The 19,009-nt window shown below is 35.9% G+C and carries 15 protein-coding genes; 10 read left to right on the plus strand and 5 right to left on the minus strand.

All coding sequences use genetic code 11. The features are described 5' to 3' along the window. Positions 1-2 precede the first annotated feature (2 nt). From nhaD to M0R38_05435, 4 genes are read left to right on the plus strand one after another with little or no spacing between them, the layout of a single operon-like run. Positions 3-1,346, plus strand: coding sequence for a sodium:proton antiporter NhaD (nhaD, locus tag M0R38_05420; GenBank protein MCK9481185.1), 1,344 nt, complete (start codon positions 3-5; stop codon positions 1,344-1,346). 60 nt (positions 1,347-1,406) lie between these two features. Next, positions 1,407-2,273, plus strand: coding sequence for a hypothetical protein (locus tag M0R38_05425; protein ID MCK9481186.1), 867 nt, complete (start codon positions 1,407-1,409; stop codon positions 2,271-2,273). Next, the gene (locus M0R38_05430; protein ID MCK9481187.1) at positions 2,261-3,646 is read left to right on the plus strand and encodes a peptidylprolyl isomerase; all 1,386 of its coding nucleotides are present in this window, start codon (positions 2,261-2,263) and stop codon (positions 3,644-3,646) included. The genes M0R38_05425 and M0R38_05430 overlap by 13 nt, the downstream gene beginning before the upstream one ends. Beyond that, a complete protein-coding gene (locus M0R38_05435) occupies positions 3,636-4,592 on the plus strand; it encodes a MoxR family ATPase (protein ID MCK9481188.1) in 957 nt (318 codons plus the stop codon). The genes M0R38_05430 and M0R38_05435 overlap by 11 nt, the downstream gene beginning before the upstream one ends. A gap of 35 nt (positions 4,593-4,627) precedes the next feature. On the opposite strand, the gene M0R38_05440 is transcribed toward M0R38_05435, so the two are convergent. Together M0R38_05440 and M0R38_05445 are read right to left on the minus strand one after the other, a co-directional pair. Continuing rightward, positions 4,628-5,425, minus strand: coding sequence for a hypothetical protein (locus tag M0R38_05440; GenBank protein ID MCK9481189.1), 798 nt, complete (start codon positions 5,423-5,425; stop codon positions 4,628-4,630). Then, on the minus strand, positions 5,422-7,146 hold the full coding sequence (locus M0R38_05445) for a sulfatase-like hydrolase/transferase (GenBank protein MCK9481190.1): 1,725 nt from the start codon (positions 7,144-7,146) through the stop codon (positions 5,422-5,424). Before M0R38_05445 ends, M0R38_05440 begins: the two co-directional genes overlap by 4 nt. Positions 7,147-7,348: 202 nt before the next feature. Here M0R38_05445 and lpxD point away from each other — a divergent pair, with 202 nt between their 5' ends. The 4 genes from lpxD to M0R38_05465 all read left to right on the plus strand — a co-directional run bounded on the left by lpxD (position 7,349) and on the right by M0R38_05465 (position 11,269). After that, on the plus strand, positions 7,349-8,395 hold the full coding sequence (gene lpxD, locus M0R38_05450; protein ID MCK9481191.1) for a UDP-3-O-(3-hydroxymyristoyl)glucosamine N-acyltransferase: 1,047 nt from the start codon (positions 7,349-7,351) through the stop codon (positions 8,393-8,395). Then, positions 8,395-9,795 carry a bifunctional UDP-3-O-[3-hydroxymyristoyl] N-acetylglucosamine deacetylase/3-hydroxyacyl-ACP dehydratase gene (locus M0R38_05455; GenBank protein MCK9481192.1) on the plus strand — a complete coding sequence of 467 codons (1,401 nt, stop codon included), beginning with the start codon at positions 8,395-8,397 and terminating at the stop codon, positions 9,793-9,795. The genes lpxD and M0R38_05455 overlap by 1 nt, the downstream gene beginning before the upstream one ends. Positions 9,796-9,881: 86 nt before the next feature. Then, positions 9,882-10,670, plus strand: coding sequence for an acyl-ACP--UDP-N-acetylglucosamine O-acyltransferase (gene lpxA / locus M0R38_05460; GenBank protein ID MCK9481193.1), 789 nt, complete (start codon positions 9,882-9,884; stop codon positions 10,668-10,670). After that, the gene (locus M0R38_05465) at positions 10,670-11,269 is read left to right on the plus strand and encodes an ATP-binding cassette domain-containing protein (GenBank protein ID MCK9481194.1); all 600 of its coding nucleotides are present in this window, start codon (positions 10,670-10,672) and stop codon (positions 11,267-11,269) included. The genes lpxA and M0R38_05465 overlap by 1 nt, the downstream gene beginning before the upstream one ends. Before the next feature lies 1 nt (position 11,270). Here the strand turns inward: M0R38_05465 and M0R38_05470 are convergent, their stop codons facing one another. Then, positions 11,271-13,622: a T9SS type A sorting domain-containing protein gene (locus tag M0R38_05470; GenBank protein ID MCK9481195.1), complete on the minus strand. Its 2,352-nt coding sequence runs from the start codon at positions 13,620-13,622 to the stop codon at positions 11,271-11,273. A 45-nt stretch (positions 13,623-13,667) separates the two neighbouring features. On the opposite strand from M0R38_05470, the gene murF reads away from it, so the two are divergent. Beyond that, positions 13,668-14,927, plus strand: a complete 1,260-nt coding sequence (gene murF / locus M0R38_05475) for a UDP-N-acetylmuramoyl-tripeptide--D-alanyl-D-alanine ligase (protein ID MCK9481196.1) — start codon at positions 13,668-13,670, stop codon at positions 14,925-14,927. A 15-nt stretch (positions 14,928-14,942) separates the two neighbouring features. On the opposite strand, the gene M0R38_05480 is transcribed toward murF, so the two are convergent. Then, positions 14,943-15,701: an RNA methyltransferase gene (locus tag M0R38_05480; protein ID MCK9481197.1), complete on the minus strand. Its 759-nt coding sequence runs from the start codon at positions 15,699-15,701 to the stop codon at positions 14,943-14,945. A gap of 108 nt (positions 15,702-15,809) precedes the next feature. Here M0R38_05480 and M0R38_05485 point away from each other — a divergent pair, with 108 nt between their 5' ends. After that, entirely contained in the window at positions 15,810-18,035 is a 2,226-nt protein-coding gene (locus tag M0R38_05485) for a BamA/TamA family outer membrane protein (GenBank protein MCK9481198.1), read from the plus strand. 8 nt (positions 18,036-18,043) lie between these two features. On the opposite strand, the gene M0R38_05490 is transcribed toward M0R38_05485, so the two are convergent. After that, the gene (locus M0R38_05490) at positions 18,044-19,006 is read right to left on the minus strand and encodes an acetyl-CoA carboxylase carboxyltransferase subunit alpha (GenBank protein ID MCK9481199.1); all 963 of its coding nucleotides are present in this window, start codon (positions 19,004-19,006) and stop codon (positions 18,044-18,046) included. Positions 19,007-19,009: the final 3 nt, after the last annotated feature.

Raw genomic sequence — 19,009 nt, forward strand, 5'->3', positions numbered from 1 at the left:
TTATGATAACATTCATTGTTCTTGTATTCATCATTGGCTATTTAGCTATCACTCTCGAGCATAGTTTAAAAATAGACAAATTAGTTCCGGCTTTAATCATGATGGTATTGGCTTGGACTGCTATTGCTATTGGCTTGGACGGATTTCCAAATTGGTTTGATTCCCACAATGGCAGAATGCTTGATGGATTTTCGAGTATGTTGTCTGAACAGAAACAAGTTTTATTAGAAAATACGTTACTGCATCATTTTGGTAAAACTTCTGAAATTTTAATTTTCCTTATTGGTGCAATGGCAATCGTGGAATTGATTGAATATTTTAATGGTTTTAGTACCGTTAAGGGATTTATCAAAACTAAGAGCAGAAGAACTTTGCTGTGGGTGATTTCAATCCTTGCATTTTTCTTGTCAGCGATTATTGACAATCTTACAGCTACAATCGTATTAATCACAATATTGCGCAAACTATTGCCTGAAAATAAAGATAGAATCTGGTATGCAGGTTTTATTATTATTGCTGCAAACGCAGGAGGCGCATGGACTCCGATTGGAGATGTTACCACTACGATGTTGTGGATTGGTAAAAAGGTATCCACTGTAAAATTAATTGAGTATTTGGTTGTCCCAAGTATATTATGTCTTGCTATTCCATTAATTATAGGCTCTTTCTTGCCGGTGTTCAAAGGGGAGTTTGAAAATACAGAAGATAAAAACCCTTCGAAATACAGTAAACTCATGTTGTTCCTTGGTTTAGGCATGATAGTATTTGTTCCGATTTTTAAATCTATTACACATTTACCACCATATCTTGGTATGATGTTTTCTTTTTCAATTGTTGCCATTACTGCTGAAATCCTAAAAATGAAACAATCCAAGTCTGGGTTGAATGTTTTGGCAACTGCCGAACATCACCAAAGCCCAACTGCGCGTGCTTTATCAAGAGTTGAAATGCCTTCTGTGTTATTCTTCCTTGGAATTTTAATGACGGTTGCAGCATTGGAATCCTTAGGTATTATTTTCAATCTCGGTCAAGAAGTGCAGCATGTAATGTCTAACGAGATGTTTATCTTTATTTTGGGAGCGGCTTCTGCTGTAATTGATAATGTCCCATTGGTAGCAGCCAGTATGGGGATGTTTAACTTCCCTATGGATGAACATATCTGGCACTTTATTGCTTTTGCAGCCGGGACAGGGGGAAGTATGTTAATCATTGGATCTGCAGCAGGTGTTGTTGCAATGGGTATGGAAAAGATTTCTTTCTTTTGGTATCTTAAAAAGATTTCATGGTTAGCACTCATTGGCTATGTGGCTGGTTACATCTTCATGTTGATGTTTCATAGTTATTAATTTTGGATATTATCTCAAATAATAGTACTTTTCCATTTGAGATAATTGGATGTTATTTTGATGAAAAGAACCGCTTTAATATTATTATTTGCCATTATTCTTGTTTCTGTTATTAGTTGTACAAACATTTTGCCTGACAAAGGGAAAAACCTGTTAGCTAAAGTCGGTGATAAATCTTTGTATTTGGAAGATATTCCCCAAGAGAAGTTTGTAAAAACCATTGAAGGAGACAGCGCTACTCGATTAAGACGATACGTAGAAAAGTGGGTTGAAGACCAGTTCTTTCTTCTTCAAGCAAAGCAAGAAGTATCAGAGCAATCACCGCTAATTAGTGAAATTTTAGAAGAGTACAAACGGAATCTCATGATTTATGAATTAGAGAAATTGTGGATGAATAATTTTACTGACACTACAATAGGTGACAGTGCTATAAATGCGTATTATGAAGCAAATAAGGAAAATTTTCAATTAAGGAAGAATATTGTGAAGATTCGCTATGTGAAAGTAGAAAAGGATATTGCTGCCAAAGAATTAGCAAAAGTTAAAAATCTTATCAAGAACCCTTCTCAGCAGAATGATAGCCTCATCAGAATCTTTGCAGAACAAAAAGCAGAAAACTTTTATCTGGACAACAATTGGCTTTATTTTGATGATGTATTAATAGAGATCCCTATATCCTCAAATTATAATCAAGAAAGGTTTCTTCAAAACAATCGTTTTGTAGAATTAACCGAAGGACGATTTATATATTTGGTTAACTTCGTTGACCTTAAAATAAAAGACGACATTACTCCGTTGGAATTCGAGAGAGATAATATTAAGAAGTACATTATTATGCAAAGGAAAGCTCAGTATATAGAAAAAAAACGCAGAGAACTGCTTAATCAAGCAATTAAATCAGGAGAAATTAAAACATGGATAAATTAATCAAACCGACTCGTCTTGTATTGGTTGGGCTTCTGTTGCTTTCAGGTCAGCTTTTTAGTCAAGAACCACCCAGAAAGATTGTCGATTTTGTATTAGCAAAAATTGGGAATCAAATCGTTCTCCGCAGTGAATTGGAAGCAGAAATTGAACAAATAAAAGAAAGTGGCGAAGTTGTTTCTGATGAATTAAGATGTGCAATCTTTCATGAATTAATCAAAAGAAAGTTAATGATTATGCAGGCTGAGTTGGATAGTATCCCGGTGTCTGAAGATCAAGTGGAGGATGAATTGAACCGCAGACTTAGCTATTTTGCAGGTCAAATGGGAGGAGAAAAAAAGCTTGAGGAATATCTTGGGAAGTCTCTAACTGAATATAAGAAAGAGATGCGTCCTAAAATGAGACAACAACTATTGTCAAGGACGATGGAATCCAAGATTACAGGAGATCTCAAAATAAGTCCAAGTGAAGTAAAAGAGTACTTCAATAAGATTCCTAAAGACAGTATTCCTCTTATTAAGGCTGAATTTGAGTTGGGTCAAATTATTATTAATCCACAATCTTCAGACTTGGCGAAAGAATATGCACTTGAATCCATTCGTAAGATTAGAGAAGATATTGTATTACGAGGGGCAGATTTTGGCAAAATGGCTCGTAATTTCAGTGATGACAGATATACCGCAGAAAGAGGCGGGGCTCTCGATGAGTTCGGGCGCGGGGAGATGGTGCCTGAATTTGAAAGAGCCGCATTTAAACTCCAAAAGGATTCGATTTCTCCAATCATTGAAACAAAATACGGATTCCATATCATAAAAATGATTGAAAGACGTGGAGAAAGAGTAGAGGTATTGCATATATTAATCAGACCAAAACTTACGTCTTATGATGTGCAAGACGCAATTCATCTGGCTGATAGCATTCGCAATGTGTTTATAAAAAATGATGCTACTTTTTGTGAATTAGCATCCAAGTATTCAGATGATGATCAAACCAAAGGTGCTTGTGGAATGTTTACTGACCCTCAAACCGGGTCTTCCAAAATATCCATTGAATATTTAGATAAACAAATGATGTCTGCTGTGTCAAAATTAATGCCCGGACAATTGTCAGAACCGGAAATTGTGGACATGCCTAATGGTATCAAAGCTATTAGATTGTTTTATTTGAAAAGTGAAACCCAACCTCACCAAGCAAACTTAAAGGATGACTATCCAAGAATTCAGTTTAATGCTTTGGAAAAAAAACGTGAGGAAGTAATGAACGAATGGCTGATGAAAAGACTTGAAAATACTTACATAGAGATTAATGACGAGTATTTAAAGTGCGATTTCATTGACAATTGGAATAAAAAGGCAAATAAAGGTAATGGAAAATAGATTGGACTTAGTAACTGAGTTTACACAAACAATTAGTGTTTTAAAACGTGAAATTGGTAAAGTAATTGTTGGACAGGAGGCAGTTGTTGACTCTGTGTTGACTTCTATTTTTAGTAACGGACATTGTTTATTGATTGGTGTACCCGGATTAGCCAAAACCTTACTTATTAAAACAGTTTCCGAGTCATTAGACCTAACTTTTAGCCGAATTCAATTTACACCTGATTTAATGCCATCCGACATAACCGGCTCTGAGATTTTGGATGAAAATCGAAATTTCAAATACCTGAAGGGTCCTATCTTCTCAAACATAGTCTTAGCGGATGAAATCAACCGTACTCCACCCAAAACCCAAGCAGCATTATTAGAAGCTATGCAAGAAAAGAATGTTACAGTTGCCGGAAAGTCATATCCACTACCGTTGCCATTCTTTGTTTTAGCTACTCAAAACCCTATTGAGCAAGAAGGTACTTATCCTTTGCCTGAAGCTCAATTAGATAGGTTTATGTTTAATATCGTGTTAGATTATCCTTCGTTTGAAGAAGAAGTAAGAATTATTAAGGAAACAACAGTAGAAAGCCAGTCAAAACCGGAGAAAGTAACCGATGCATCAAAAATAATAGCATTCCAAAAGTTAGTTCGTCAAGTTCCGGTCGCAGATAATGTTGTAGATTACGCAGTTGCTTTGGTTGCAAAAACCCGACCTTCCAATCAACTTGCACCAGATTTTATTAATAATTATGTGTCGTTTGGAGCCGGTCCAAGAGCTGGGCAGTATTTAATAATGGGAGCGAAGTGTAATGCCTTGATGAAAGGAAAATTGTCTCCGGACATTGAAGATGTGCAGTCAGTAGCTTTGAATGTTTTAAGACATCGTATTGTGAAAAACTATAAAGCAGATGCCGAAGGTGTTACAATTGAAGCTATAATCAGAAGACTTTTTTAAGAGCAACTGTTTTTCTTTGCTACTACATTAATAGGTTATTTAATTTCAGCTTTTGTTGCTATCCAATAAAGTAAAACTTTGACTTTTGGATCGCTGGCAACTTTCCATTCATGCACACTTCTATTCATGTTGTCAGCAAACGTTAATTTATTCTCTGCTAACCAAAGTAACATTTCTTTATCTGGATAGTATTTTTTCAAAATATCATAGTCGTGAATAGGGGCAGAAATGTAAGTTGTAGGGTATTTCATCCCTTCATTTATTTTTTCTAATGCGGCTTGTAAGTCTTCATCAGAAAGAGTATAAAGTCCGGGGTAATGCAAGTAGTAACTAGTTTTAAATCCTGCTTGCTCAAATGCTTGCAATTCTTTTGTCTGGTTTGATTCTACAATAAAGCGGTTTTGATTGAGAGATAATGTGTTGCATATATATATTAACCTATCAATAGCATTAGGTAGAATAATACTATCCAGATTTTTGAAATCTAACCAATAAAGCGTGTTTGAATCTTCATTGGATTTAAGAAAATCAAAGAGTGAAAGTTCTGATGATAGCGCAGGTGGGTGATAAACATCGAAGTTGTTTTCAGAGGGGACAAACATGATATCTAACTCAACACCTTTATAGTGAGGTGCTATTTCTTGTAGTCTCTCAATGGAGTTAACCCTATGTGCCCAAATCTTATCTTGAATTATTGTCTCATAATACAACTCTACCAACTCTCCGGATGCAATCATTTGTTCTATTTTCGCTTTGTAGTATGTATATGCCTTATATACAGATATTCCTACAGTGATGAGTATTATGAAAATAATTACTATCCTTTTTATCATGGTTTTATTTCTTTGTCGTAGTTAATACTGCCTTTTACAATTCTTGGTTCAGGTTGGAAGGAAGTGCTAAAGATGCTTTTATGATCATCCCTACCGTTAAACTTGATGTCTAACAAATCAGCAACAGAATAGATGAGTTCATCTGTCATATAACTGCGATTTTTATACTGTGCATAAGTTTGCACTTTATTTTGTTGATTAGACCAATAAATAAAAGGTATTTCAAACATCGGAAAGCTGCCCACAGATTCTGTATGTCCTTCAAAATTCATGGATTGATATACATCTTCACCATGGTCTGAGTAATAAATAACCTGCTGTTCTTCACCATTCTTTGAATTTTTCTGAGTAAGAGAGATGATATGACTTACAATAAAGTCATTATATCTTACAGCATTGTCGTACATATTTATTGCATCCAATGCTCTTTCAGAAGGGTAGTCAGTATGTGCACTGTCCTTGAAGTATGCATATTCTTTAGGATATCTGCCGCTATATGCAGCATGTGTTCCGTATAGGTGTACAAAAATCACTTTTAAGGGTTCGGAATCTTGTAAAGCCTTTTCAATAAAAGGGAAAAGGCGCTCATCATACGATTCTTTATAGTACGACTTCTGTTGGTCGTTGCTCCCGGTATTGATAAAATAACTTTGATCTGCAGTTCTGCCAATCATTGTTACCAGGGTTTCATATAACCCGATTGGATTCTGATTTGATATCCAAAAGGTCTTATAACCGGCAGCCTTGACAAGTTGAATCATGCTGCCTTTTTCCTTTTCTTCAGGATGGGCGTTTGTACCAAAGGTTAAAGATTTTTCTAAAGCTGCAATCGTATGCGTGTGTGGACTTATCACATCATTAAATAAAACAAGCTGGTTTTCAATTTTCTTTAAATTAGGAGTGGTGTTGCGATAGTATCCATAAATCTCCATGTGGTGCTTAGTAGTTGATTCTCCAATGATAATGATGAGTGTACGCGGTTTATCCTTGCTTTGCGGAATTACAGATGATATATAAGGACTCTTGTTGGAATTAACCATATAGTCCTTGTATTTATTAATCTCTTCTTCATACAGTTTATAACCGTTCAAAAATTTTGAGATAATATGATGTTGAAAATGCCCTGCTTCTACATAAATAATTGTCCCGGTACAGGTAATCAAGAGTGCAATAATCCATCTGTAAAGACTAGATTGTGTTGTGGTTTTTTCGTGCAGACGTACTGGAGCGGTTGATTGTTGTTTAGTGAAAATGGATTTGACAACTGAAATTAAGTCTTTCAGATCTTGTAAATATGAATCAAGTGAATACTTATACAATGCTTTAATTACAAGCCAAAGAATGAGGATTGACGGTATCAAAAATTGAAGTAGGAGTTTGATGATTGGGGTTGTAAAATATACCTTTAGATACTCTGTTGATTCCGTAATGTTTGTTTCCAATAATATAAAAACAATAGAAGAGGTTAATTCTTCTTTATACAAATAAATGTAGGCTGTTTCAAAGAAGATTAATAGAAAAGTTACTAAGTAGATTGTAATAATATATCCTGCTTTAAGTATCTTCTTTGGTAAGAAAAACGCAAGCGAATATAGCAAAGCATGTAAGAAAATGAGTCTTTCCGGCATGATTGCCTCTATGGAGTTTTGAGCAGTAATTCCCCAAAATAAGAAAATAGGGAAGAATAATAACAGATAACTATATTTAACAAGGTAGGACATTCCTAGACTATGGGTGTTCTGATAAATCTAATTTATGAAAAAATGAATTGGCGAAATTAAAGAGTAATTTTTAAACTCAATGCAAATAAGCCAAGAATAACCCAGTTCGTGTTTTGAACAACAAATTGGATTGTAATAATCTTAATGGAACACAGCAATTTTGCTTTAAGTTTATTTTTATTCTCTTATTTTCGTGCCCTATATGAGCAATCCTACCATTGAGGATATTATTCAGTTTGTCGGAGGGACGGTTGAGGGTAATCAAAATCTAGTAATTACCGGTGTAGCCGGTATAGACGAAGCTTTGCCTTCGCAGCTAAGTTTTATATCTAATTTAAAGTATATCCAAAAGATTAAAAATACAAAGGCAGGTGCGGTCATAGTAAATAAAGATTTGCAATTGGTAGAGTTGCCTGCTGGACTTACATTAATCCGTGTGTCGGATCCATACCTGGCTTTTTGTATGGTTTTAGACAAATACTTTAATCCAATCAAATTTCAAAGCGGAATAGAACCTCATTCCTATGTCCATTCCGGTGCAACCATAGCAGACTCTTGTTATATAGGTGCTTTTAGTTATGTGTCACAAGGAGCGCAGTTAGCAGAAAAGGTTCAAATTTATCCTCATGTTTTTGTAGGTAGTAATATTAAAATAGGCAAGAATACCATCATTTATCCCGGAGTAACCTTATATCCCGAAACTGAAATAGGTGAAAATTGTATCATTCATTCAGGAACGGTTATTGGTTCTGACGGATTTGGACACGCTCCAATGCCGGATGGTTCTTATGCCAAAATTCCTCAAGTGGGTAAAGTGGTCATTGGAAATTATGTTGAAATTGGTGCTAACTGTACGATTGATAGAGCCACCTTGGGTGAGACACGAATTGAAGACGGAACTAAACTGGATAATCTTATTCAAATTGCGCATAATGTAAAAATAGGTAAACATACTGTAATTGCTTCTCAGTCGGGCGTTTCCGGTAGCACAACTTTAGGTAATTATTGTATGGTGGGCGGTCAGGTCGGTTTTGCAGGGCATATTCAGATTGCAGACAAGTCAAGATTTGGAGCGCAATCCGGAGTCCCGGCATCAATCAAAGAAGAAGGCAAAGATTGGATGGGTACTCCTATTGTTCCATTAAAGGAAAATCTTAAAGCAATGGTTATGAGCAGAAATCTCCCTAAACTTGAAGAGCGAATCAGGCAACTAGAAAATATTATTAAAGAACTTACATCAAAAGAATAATGAATCCAAAACAGAATACACTCGCAGGGAAAGTTACACTGTCGGGTATTGGTTTACATACCGGAAAAGAAACGACACTTAGCTTACTCCCGGCAGAAGCTAATTTTGGCTATAAGTTTAAAAGAGTGGATCTACCGGGGCAGCCGGTGATTGATGCAGATTGTGATTTGGTTGTTGAAACTGCCAGAGGAACTACACTGGAACAACATGGAGCAAGAATTGCAACCGTAGAACATACACTTGCTACGCTTGTAGGACTTGAGATTGATAACTGTCTTATAGAAGTTGATGGTCCCGAATGTCCAATATTGGATGGCAGTTCAAGAATTATTGTAGAAGCCATTGATAAAGTAGGAATTGTTGAGCAAGCTGAAGACAGAGAATACTTCGAGATTCCACACAACATTCATTATAATGATGCCAATAATAAAGTCGAGATGGTGGCAATGCCTTTAGATAGTTATCGATTAACTGTTATGGTTGATTACAACTCGCATATTTTGGGTACTCAACATGCTACCATTACAGGATTAAAAGAGTTTAGAAAAGAAATAAGCCCCTGTCGTACTTTTTGTTTCTTGCATGAAATTGAAGCAATGGTTAAAGCAAATTTAGTGAAAGGTGGCAGTTTGGACAACGCCATTGTGATTGTTGACAGACCTATAGAGCAGCAAGAGTTAGACAACCTTGCTAAATTATTTAACAAAGAGAAAATCGAGGTAAAGAGTGAAGGTATTTTGAATAACTTAGATTTAAGATTTCAAAATGAACCTGCTCGACATAAGTTGTTAGATTTAATAGGTGATTTGGCATTAGTTGGAAAACCACTCAAAGCACAAATTATGGCTGCACGTCCAGGACATGCATCCAATGTTGCATTTGCCAAGAAAATAAAAGCAGAAATGAAGAAGATTGAAAGGAAAGCACTTACAGAAGTGCCTTATTACAATCCTTCAGAAAAACCACTTTACGACCATAGAGATATAATGCGTATTCTACCTCATAAGCACCCTTTTCTATTGGTTGACAAAGTGCTAAGAATGGATGCTACAACCGTAATAGCAGTTAAAAACATCACTGCTGATCAGTATTTCTTTCAAGGACATTTCCCGGGTGACCCAATTTTTCCGGGTGTGTTGCTGGTAGAAACCATGGCACAAGCAGGCGGTATCCTTATTCTGGGAGATAAAGAAGATCCTGAGAATTATGGGACTTATTTTCTAAAGATAGAAAATGCCAAATTCAAGGAAAAAGTTGTACCCGGAGATACCTTAATTTTAAAGTTAGAATTGACCGAGCCGGTGAGAAGAGGTATATGTCAAATGAGGGGAAGAGCATGGGTTGGAGAAAAACTTGTATGCGAATCAGAAATGATGGCGCAAGTAGTAAAAATTAAATAAAAATCCGAATTGTGAATAAAGTTTGTTATAGTTATTATGAGGGATTTGAGAGTTTATAATGTTAGAAAATTTAAGTAAAAGATAATATGATACAGCCTTTAGCGTATGTTCATCCTCAAGCAAAAATAGATGATAGTGTTGTAATAGATCCTTTTGTAACCATCCATAGGGACGTTGAAATTGGTGCAGGCACCCATATCATGTCGGGTGCTGTGGTTTTTCCCGGTTCTCGAATAGGGAAAAATTGTAAAGTATTCCCGGGTGCTTCCATAGGTGCAATTCCTCAAGATTTGAAATACAATGGCGAAGAAACGCTTGCTATCATTGGGGATAATACAATAATTAGAGAAAATGTTACAATCAACAAAGGTACGGTAGCATTAGGAAGAACTGAGGTTGGAAGTAACTGCCTATTGATGGCATACTCTCATGTTGCGCATGATTGTATCGTTGGAAATAATTGTATTTTGGCTAACACAGTTCAACTTGCAGGACATGTGGTGATTGCTGATTTTGTGATTGTGGGAGGTATGAGTGCTGTGTATCAATTTGTACACATAGGTCAGCATGTAATGATTGCCGGAGGATGTATGGTTAGAAAGGATGTGCCACCATATACCAAAGCCGGAAGGCAGCCTATTTCTTACGAAGGTGTCAATTCTGTTGGGTTGAGACGCAGAGGTTTTTCTGCTGAAAAGATAAACGAAATTCAAGATATATACAGAACACTGTATCTTAGAGGAAATAATACCCAGAAGGCACTTGCAATCATAGAAAATGAAAAACCGGCTTCTCCTGAAAGGGATGAGATTCTTCAATTTATCAGAGAGTCAGAAGGTGGTATTATGAGAGGATATTCTTCTAAGCGATTATAATGCAACTTGTCTTAGAAAATATCTCTAAGTCTTTTGAAAATAAAGTCTTATTTAAAAACAAACATTTTGTTCTCAAACAAGGCGAATCTTATGCTGTTTCCGGTAAAAATGGCTCAGGCAAAACTACATTATTAAAAATTGTGATGGGTTATATGCAGCCGGATTCAGGAACTGTTTCTTGGCAATATGAACATGCCTCAAATGCTCCTGTCCAATTTCAAGATTTTGCATTTGCAGGAATACAAGAACAATTGTTTGATGATTTGACAATTCAGGAATCTATTAAATTCCATTTTAAATTTAGAAACCCGATTTGCGATAATTATTTAGAAAATATTAGAGCTGTTTTCCCTCCTACATTGTTTACAAAGAAGGTAAATCAATTATCAGCCGGTTGGATAAATAGGCTTAAACTTGTGCTTGCTATTTTCTCCAAATCAAAAGTACTCATTTTAGATGAGCCTTTTTCTAATATGGATGTTGAAGGCATTGAACAAATGAAAGCAGTTATTTCTGACAACCTTAATAACAGAATCCTCATTGTCGCAGGAAATAGGGAAGAAGAGTTTAATTTGTGTAAGAATAGGATTAATCTTTAAATTAATCTTGAATAATAATATTACAAGAACCTAGAATCATTCCGGTATCATCACTGATTGTCCCGATGTATATGCCGTTTGCAACCTTCAAATTAATGATATCCTCTCCGTAAGGGCTGAATATGTTTGTGCTTACAACTCTACCCGTATAGTCGTGAATTTTAAGTGTAATGTTCTTGTGAATCAAATCATTAGGGAGAGCGATTCTAAATTCACCTTTAGTAGGATTTGGATAAACTTTAAATTTGTATGATTGAGGTTTTAATTGTGTTACATTAATATGTTTGATACTTGCAGTGGATGAAAGGAATTTAAAACCACCGCGATTAGTGCCCACTAATACATCTGCTTTAGAACTGTCACGTAATTTAGTAACAGCAATTTTTATGCTTGTTCCTAATCGGTTGTTCCAAGAAGTATCGCGATCAGCATTTACTAAACCATAAAAATCAGTAATTTCAGGAAAGGTATAAAAAGGGTCATAAGAAATATACCACATTTTGATATGGCCTGAGTTAGAACCGGAAATTAATTCCGGTTTTCCATCGCCTTCAAAATCATAAAAGACAGGCGCAGACATTCCGATTGCTTCATATCCGGGAGGATTAAAATCATCTCTGAAAAGGTTTGCCCGTGCATTGCCTAATTGGTCAGTTATCTTTGTAAATGTTGGTTCAGAACCGGTAGAAGTGTTTTTGTAATATGCAAAATAACCATCGCGTTTTCCAACAATTAAATCCGGCTTGCCATCTTGACTGTAGTCAAAGATGGTAGGAGCAGCATATAAACCAACAGATTCATTTAAAAGATTATTGGTTTTAAATAAAAAAGTAGGGTTTGTTGTGGCATTTGAAGGGGAGGTGTTCTTAAAGTAAAGAATCTTGCCTTCAGCATTGCCGACTATCATATCTTCAATCCCGTCATTATCCATATCTCCAATTGCTATAGTAACTCCCAACTGATTGAAGCTGCTGAAATTCGCAAAATTTGTATCCACTAATTCATATTTAGGCAGTTGTGAAGTGCCAACATTGTTGTATCTGAAAAGTCGAGTATACGTAATAGAAGGGTTGAGCACTGTGTCTGGCTCAACGGCTACCAATAAATCAACCAAGCCGTCTTTATTTATATCCCAAAATGTAGGACTTACATTAGAGCCTAAATCTATGGATTCATCCATTAAAAAATTCTTATTATACAAATTAAAGTAAGGTGCTTGGTCGCTACCCTCATTTCTTAGGAACCAGATATTGTTGGAGAAGATCGGATGATTGCCATATTTAGGATCAATCATAAAATAGGAGGAAGCAATGATGTCTTTCTCACCGTCTCCATCTACATCAAAATGATAGAGTGCCGGCATGTATTTAAAGTTGATTTCATTTTCGTCATTATTAGGGAAAAATTTTGAGTATGCAATCATTGTATCATAATTCATTCCCAATTCTTTTTGTCCATTTTTAAGCATTAATAAGTTTGGGAATTCTGCATTGCCTAAGATGAGTTCTTTGTCGCCATCATTGTCTAAATCAATTGACAGTAAAGTGCTGCCACCTCCATGTCTTCTTTCTACATCGTTATCTCTTCTGTAATTTGGGAAAGAAATTCTATTGCAATTTAAAATAATCTCATTGCCGGGTGCTTCGTGAAAGCCTCCCCAACATAAATCTACCAGCCGAAATGCAAAGGTGTCCTTGGATAAGCCTTTTTCAACCTGTTCATTCAGATACAAGATGAGTGTTTCAAATGCAGATTCGTATTTGATATAATCTAAGTCTCCATCGCCATCAATGTCATCAATTATTGGCAAGTCGGCTAATCGTCCTCCTAATGTTAAAATTGAACCTGAACTATGTTCATATTGAATGTCTCCCATTTTGTATAATCGAAGAATTGAATCTGAAGGTTGAGTTATGTTTTTATACACTCTAAATCTATTCGAACCTCCTTCAAGGGTAAATAAGTCCGGTTTGCCATCTTGGTTAAAATCTCTAAAAAGTATGTAAGCATTCGTGTTCACATCCTTGAATAAATATTCAAATTGAGGAGCATATTCATAGCTGTAATTATTGTGTGTGCCTGTATTGATATATGTCAGAGTAACACCACCCGAACGGTCAAAAATGACTAAGTCCGGTTTCCCGTCATTGTTTAAATCAACAGGACTGAAGACCGGTAAATCAAGTCCTCCGACAAATGGGCTGACTAATGTTTTACCTTCTTTTGTGAATTGTAATGAATCAGAGAAATAAAGTTTAATATTACTACCCCCTTGTGCATTTAATGTTTCTGAAGAGGTAATCGCCAAATAGAATAAACAAAAGAGTGTAAATGTTGATATACGCAGTTTCACAGTAACAAAGATAGTGAAATTTATTGCTAATCTTGCAATGTGGAAATGAACAAACTTTATTCTATTTATCTCGATGCCAACGGGAGTATATATACAGACACTCGCAAACCACAGCCCGGTGCTATATTTTTTGCATTAAAGGGGGCGGGATTTAACGGAAATAAGTTTCTAAAACAAGCAATTGAGCAAGGTGCATCTTATGTAGTAGGAGATGAGCATCCCGATTTTATTAGTGAAAAGGTAATTATAGTGGATGATGTTCTAACAACACTGCAAAACTTGGCCTCTTTTCACAGAAACCATTGTAAAACGAAGATAATTGGAATAGGTGGTAGTAATGGTAAAACTACTACTAAGGAATTGTTAAAACGTGTGCTGAGTGTGAAATATAAAGTGCACGCAACTCCGGGCAATTTTAATAACCATATTGGTTTGCCCCTTACATTGCTATCCATGCCTGTGGATACGGAAATTGCACTATTAGAACTTGGCACTAATCAAAAGGGTGATATTGAACAGCTTTGTAATATTTGTCAACCTGATTTTGGATTAATCACCAATGTAGGGAAGGAGCATCTTGAAGGGTTTGGAAGTGTTGAAGCAGTTGCACACGAAGAGAGTCATTTATATAACTTTTTGTTAATGCATGGAGGAACTGCTTTTGTAAACGTTGATGATTCTTGGTTAGGGAATATGTCTAAAAGGCTGAGCAACAAAGTAGATTATTCTATAAATGATTTTACTGCGGAACAACTTGCACCTCAAATAAAAGCAAATAGTAACAGTAATATAGTATATGATGCAAATCTTGCAGGAAAGCATAATCTGAGCAATATTGCTGCTGCACGTGCTGTTGGGTTATTTTTTGGCATTGCAGAAGCTGAAATAGCAACTGCAATTGCAAGCTACAAACCCGACAATATGCGTTCAGAATGGAGGCAAACTGGGCGTAATTTGATTTTCTTAGATGCGTATAATGCGAACCCAAGCAGTATGGAAATGGCAATTCATACACTCCAAACAGTGCAAGCTGATAAGAAGATTGCAATATTGGGCGATATGTTTGAGTTAGGTGATTTTGCCTTGTCCGAGCATAGTGCGGTGTTGCAATTAGCACAACATGCGGGATTCGATATGGTTATTACTGTGGGAGAAGTGTTTGCAAAAGTTCATAGTTCACCAACGAGTTTTCTTGATGTTAAAAGCTTGATTTCGTTTCTCGAACAAAACAAGATTTCCGGCTACACCGTTCTGTTGAAAGGCTCACGTGGAATGAAATTAGAGACTTTGATACCTCATTTGTAGCGCTAAAAAGTTTTACTATTTTAACTTACTTGTTCTGTAAATGTTATCCAAAACTATTGCTGTTGCCATAGCTGCATTGAGAGACTCTATATGCCCACTTCCTTTTATGGTGATTCTAGAAGATATAAATTTTTCTACCTCAGGACTAATGCCATCCCCTTCATTTCCAATTACTAAAATGAAATTCTTTGGGAAAACAAAATGATGGACATCTGCGCCTTCTAAAAATGCGCCTAAAATTGGAATGTTTGCACTTTGAGCTTGACTCAGCCAAGTTTCTTTCTCAGTATAGACGAAGTTGATTTTAGAAAAGCCTCCCATGCTGGCTTGTATTGTCTTAGGATTAAAAATGTCAGTACATCCCTTGCTAAACGCAATATTGTTAAAACCATACCATACTGCCAGCCTTATAATAGTCCCAAGATTTCCTGGGTCTTGTATTTCATCTAAAAACAATGAACAACCTTTAGAGATTGAAGAACTTGAAAGACTTGGAACAGGTAGAGGAATAATAGCAATAGTATCACCGGGTGTTTCAAATGAGGAGATTTTATTGAGTTGATCTCCACAATTTTCTATTATAGAGGATGTAGGAAATAACTTGCATAATTCATCTTCAGATTTATGCCTAAAAAGTAAGGTGTCGGGAATAAAGTTCGTATGTGTTAATTCCTTAATAGATTTTTTCCCTTCGACTACAAATTGGCTATATTTTTGCCTGAACTTTTTGACTTTCAAGGAAGCAAATTGTTTTAACTGAGTATTGCTCAACATTTGGCATCAAAAATAAACATATCTTCATTTATCAGTGCGATAGTCATGCTTGTATTTGCATCAGGTTGCTCACTCACTAAGACTGTGCCTGAAGGGAAGCATTTGTTTATGAAAGTAAAATATGATTTACATGATGTCAAGCGCCAGAAACAAAATTTGCCGGAGTATAAAGAGCTAAATAACTATAAACCCAACAGAAAAATACTTGGATTGACACGTTTCCATCTTCGCATGTACAATCTTGGATTTAGTACGAAGGACAGCAGTTTGAACAATAGAAAAGTTCGCAAATTTCTACGTGATGCCGGAGAAGTACCGGTTCTTTTTGATTCTTCACATGCGGATAAAGCTGCAAACAACATCCGTCAATTCTTGTTTAATGCAGGGTATTATGATGTATCAGTGTATTACACTGTAAAATATAAGAAAAAAAAGGTGAAATATGTGATGTATCATATAGCGCCACAAGAGTATTATAGGGTTCAGTACTATAAACTTGATTGTAAAGATACCGCATTAAAGAATCTGATAAAGAGCAACCAATCCAATAGTCTATTTATAGGCGGAAGGAGGTTGGAGTTTGAGACTGTTAACCAAGAACGAGAAAGAGTCGTAACGTTGATAAGGAGTAATGGTTATTTTGATTTTAAAAAGGATTATTTGGATTTTGAGCTGGATACTTCACATGATAACCACACAGTGGATATTAAGCTTATTGTGAATTTGCCTTCAGATAAAAATGTGTTGTTGAAATATAAAGTTGAAAATATTACTGTACAAATCAATTCGCCATTTCACCAACCTTTTTCATATTTCGTTGAGTATGATAGTGTTCGATATTATACCAATCATTTTCCTTTTTCTCCCAAAGTGTTACAAAATAATTTATTGATAAAGCGAGGGGGGATTTATAATCAATCTGAATTGACTCAGACATATAGAAGGTTAAATGAGTTAGGGGTGTTTAGCAGTGTTGAGATTGAAACTACCAAGTCAAAGAGTGATAGTCTGAATCTTAATACCTCGATAACTGTTACACCGGGTAATCTGCAAAGCTTTACAGTTGAGCCTCAGTTAATCTCATCTGATTTGAGTAATCAAATTGCGAACTTAGGCAATTATAGAAATTATGGTGTTGCAGGTGTCGTTACATACTCACACAAGAATATTTTTAGAGGTGCTGAGAGATTAGATGTTTCATATACGCTCAGAGCCGAAACCCAATTCCGTACAAATGACAAAATAGATAGATTCTTTACTAATTTTCAAACAGGGGTTACAGCAAACCTTTTTATGCCTAGCTCTTATTTATGGCAATCACTCATAGAAAGAAAGAAACTAAATTCGGTGCGCTCTGTTCTGTCTCTTTCTTATATTTATGAGAATAATCTAGATTTTAAGCGCAATCTCATGCCTTTGTCTTTTTCGTATCAGTTTCTCAAGGATCGGAATGTATGGATGTTTACACCAATAGAAATATCGTATTCTAATAGCCTAATTGTCCCGGGCTTTCTTGATAAAATCAGCCCCCAGAATCTCGATTATGTAAAACGACTTTTTGCAAATAACTTAATTACTTCTTCAGGACTGCGTTATTCTCATTCTAAATTTAAGTCTAATAATGCAAAGGATTATGTTATTTGGCGAGCAAATTTGATTGAGTTTGGTGGCAATATTCATAGGATATTACGCAGGTCAATGGATACTGAGAAAGCGACAGATACTACCTATGATTTTTTGGGTGTAAATTATTTCCAATTTGTGAAATCAGAAATTGATTTGCGCATTGGAAAGTATCTTGATATGAATAATGCACTTGCTTTCAGATTCAATATTGGCGCTGGAATTCCTTATGGGAATGATGATATTCTGCCTTTTGATAAAAGATTTTTCATAGGAGGGTCAAATAGTTTAAGGGGGTGGCGTCCACGTACGTTAGGACCGGGAAGTTTTCTTGATACTACTGCCGGAACGCGCATTGACCGTTCCGGAGATTTAATAATACAAGGTAGTGTTGAATATAGATTTAAGTTTATTAGACCTTTAGAACTGGGAGTCTTCCTAGATGCCGGAAATGTGTGGACTCTTGTGAAAAACTCGGGTACAACCACTTCTGAGCTCTTTGATTATAGACGTTTCTTAGGAGAAATGGCTCTCAATACAGGAATTGGATTTAGATTTGATTTTAATTTTTTTATCTTTAGACTTGACTGGGGAATTCAGCTCAAAGACCCCGGAGTTGCTAAAAATAAAGGTTGGGTAGCAAAGGAATTATTTAAGCCCAAGGGCATTAATTATACTGTACTAAATGCAGGGGTAGGATATCCTTTCTAAAGAGATTATTAAGATTCAGCAATCTCTGTATAGACGCCCATTTCAGAGAATTTTTCAATTCTACTTTCAATAAGTTTATCTGTAGGAATGTCTTTTAAGGATTTGTGCAGTTTTTTAATCTCTCTTTTTAGAATTTCAGATGCTTCTTGAAGATTGTAATGAGCCCCACCTAAAGGTTCTTCAATAATCCCGTCAATTAATTTGTTGGCAAGCATGTCGTTAGGTGTAAGTTTTAGTGCATCTGCTGCCTTTTCTTTGAAATCCCAACTTCTCCAAAGAATTGAAGAGCAGTTTTCAGGAGAGATAACTGAGTACCACGAATATTTCATCATCATCACTTTGTCGCCAATACCAATGCCAAGTGCACCACCTGAAGCTCCTTCTCCAATCACAATGCAAATGATAGGAACTTTAAGTACAGACATTTCCATTAAATTTTTTGCGATGGCTTCGCCTTGCCCGCGTTCCTCTGCTTCCAGACCGGGAGATGCACCCGGTGTGTCAATTAAAGTAAGAATAGGTTTTTCAAATTTTTCAGCGAGTTTCATCAAGCGTAGAGCCTTGCGATATCCATCAGGATTTGCCATCCCAAAGTTGCGATATTGACGTTCTTTTGTGTTTCTGCCTTTTTGTTGGCCTATGATCATAAATGTTTGACCATCTATAGTGCCAAAGCCTCCAACAATTGCTTTGTCATCTTTGACAACGCGATCGCCATGTAGTTCAATAAAATCAGGAGCTATGTGTTGGATATAATCTAATGTGTATGGACGGTCAGGGTGTCTGGAGAGCTGTACTCGTTGCCAATTTGATAAATTGCCATATACCTCTTTCTTGAGTTCATCAATTTTTTGTTCTAATTGAGCAATGGTTTCAGACATGTCCACTTTTCCTTGAGTATGAGTCAATTTGACTTTTTCAAGTTGCTCACATAAATCTTCAACCGGTTTTTCAAAATCTAGATAGTTCATATC

It is taken from the genome of Bacteroidia bacterium, assembly GCA_023228875.1.
Taxonomy (GTDB): domain Bacteria; phylum Bacteroidota; class Bacteroidia; order NS11-12g; family UBA955; genus JALOAG01.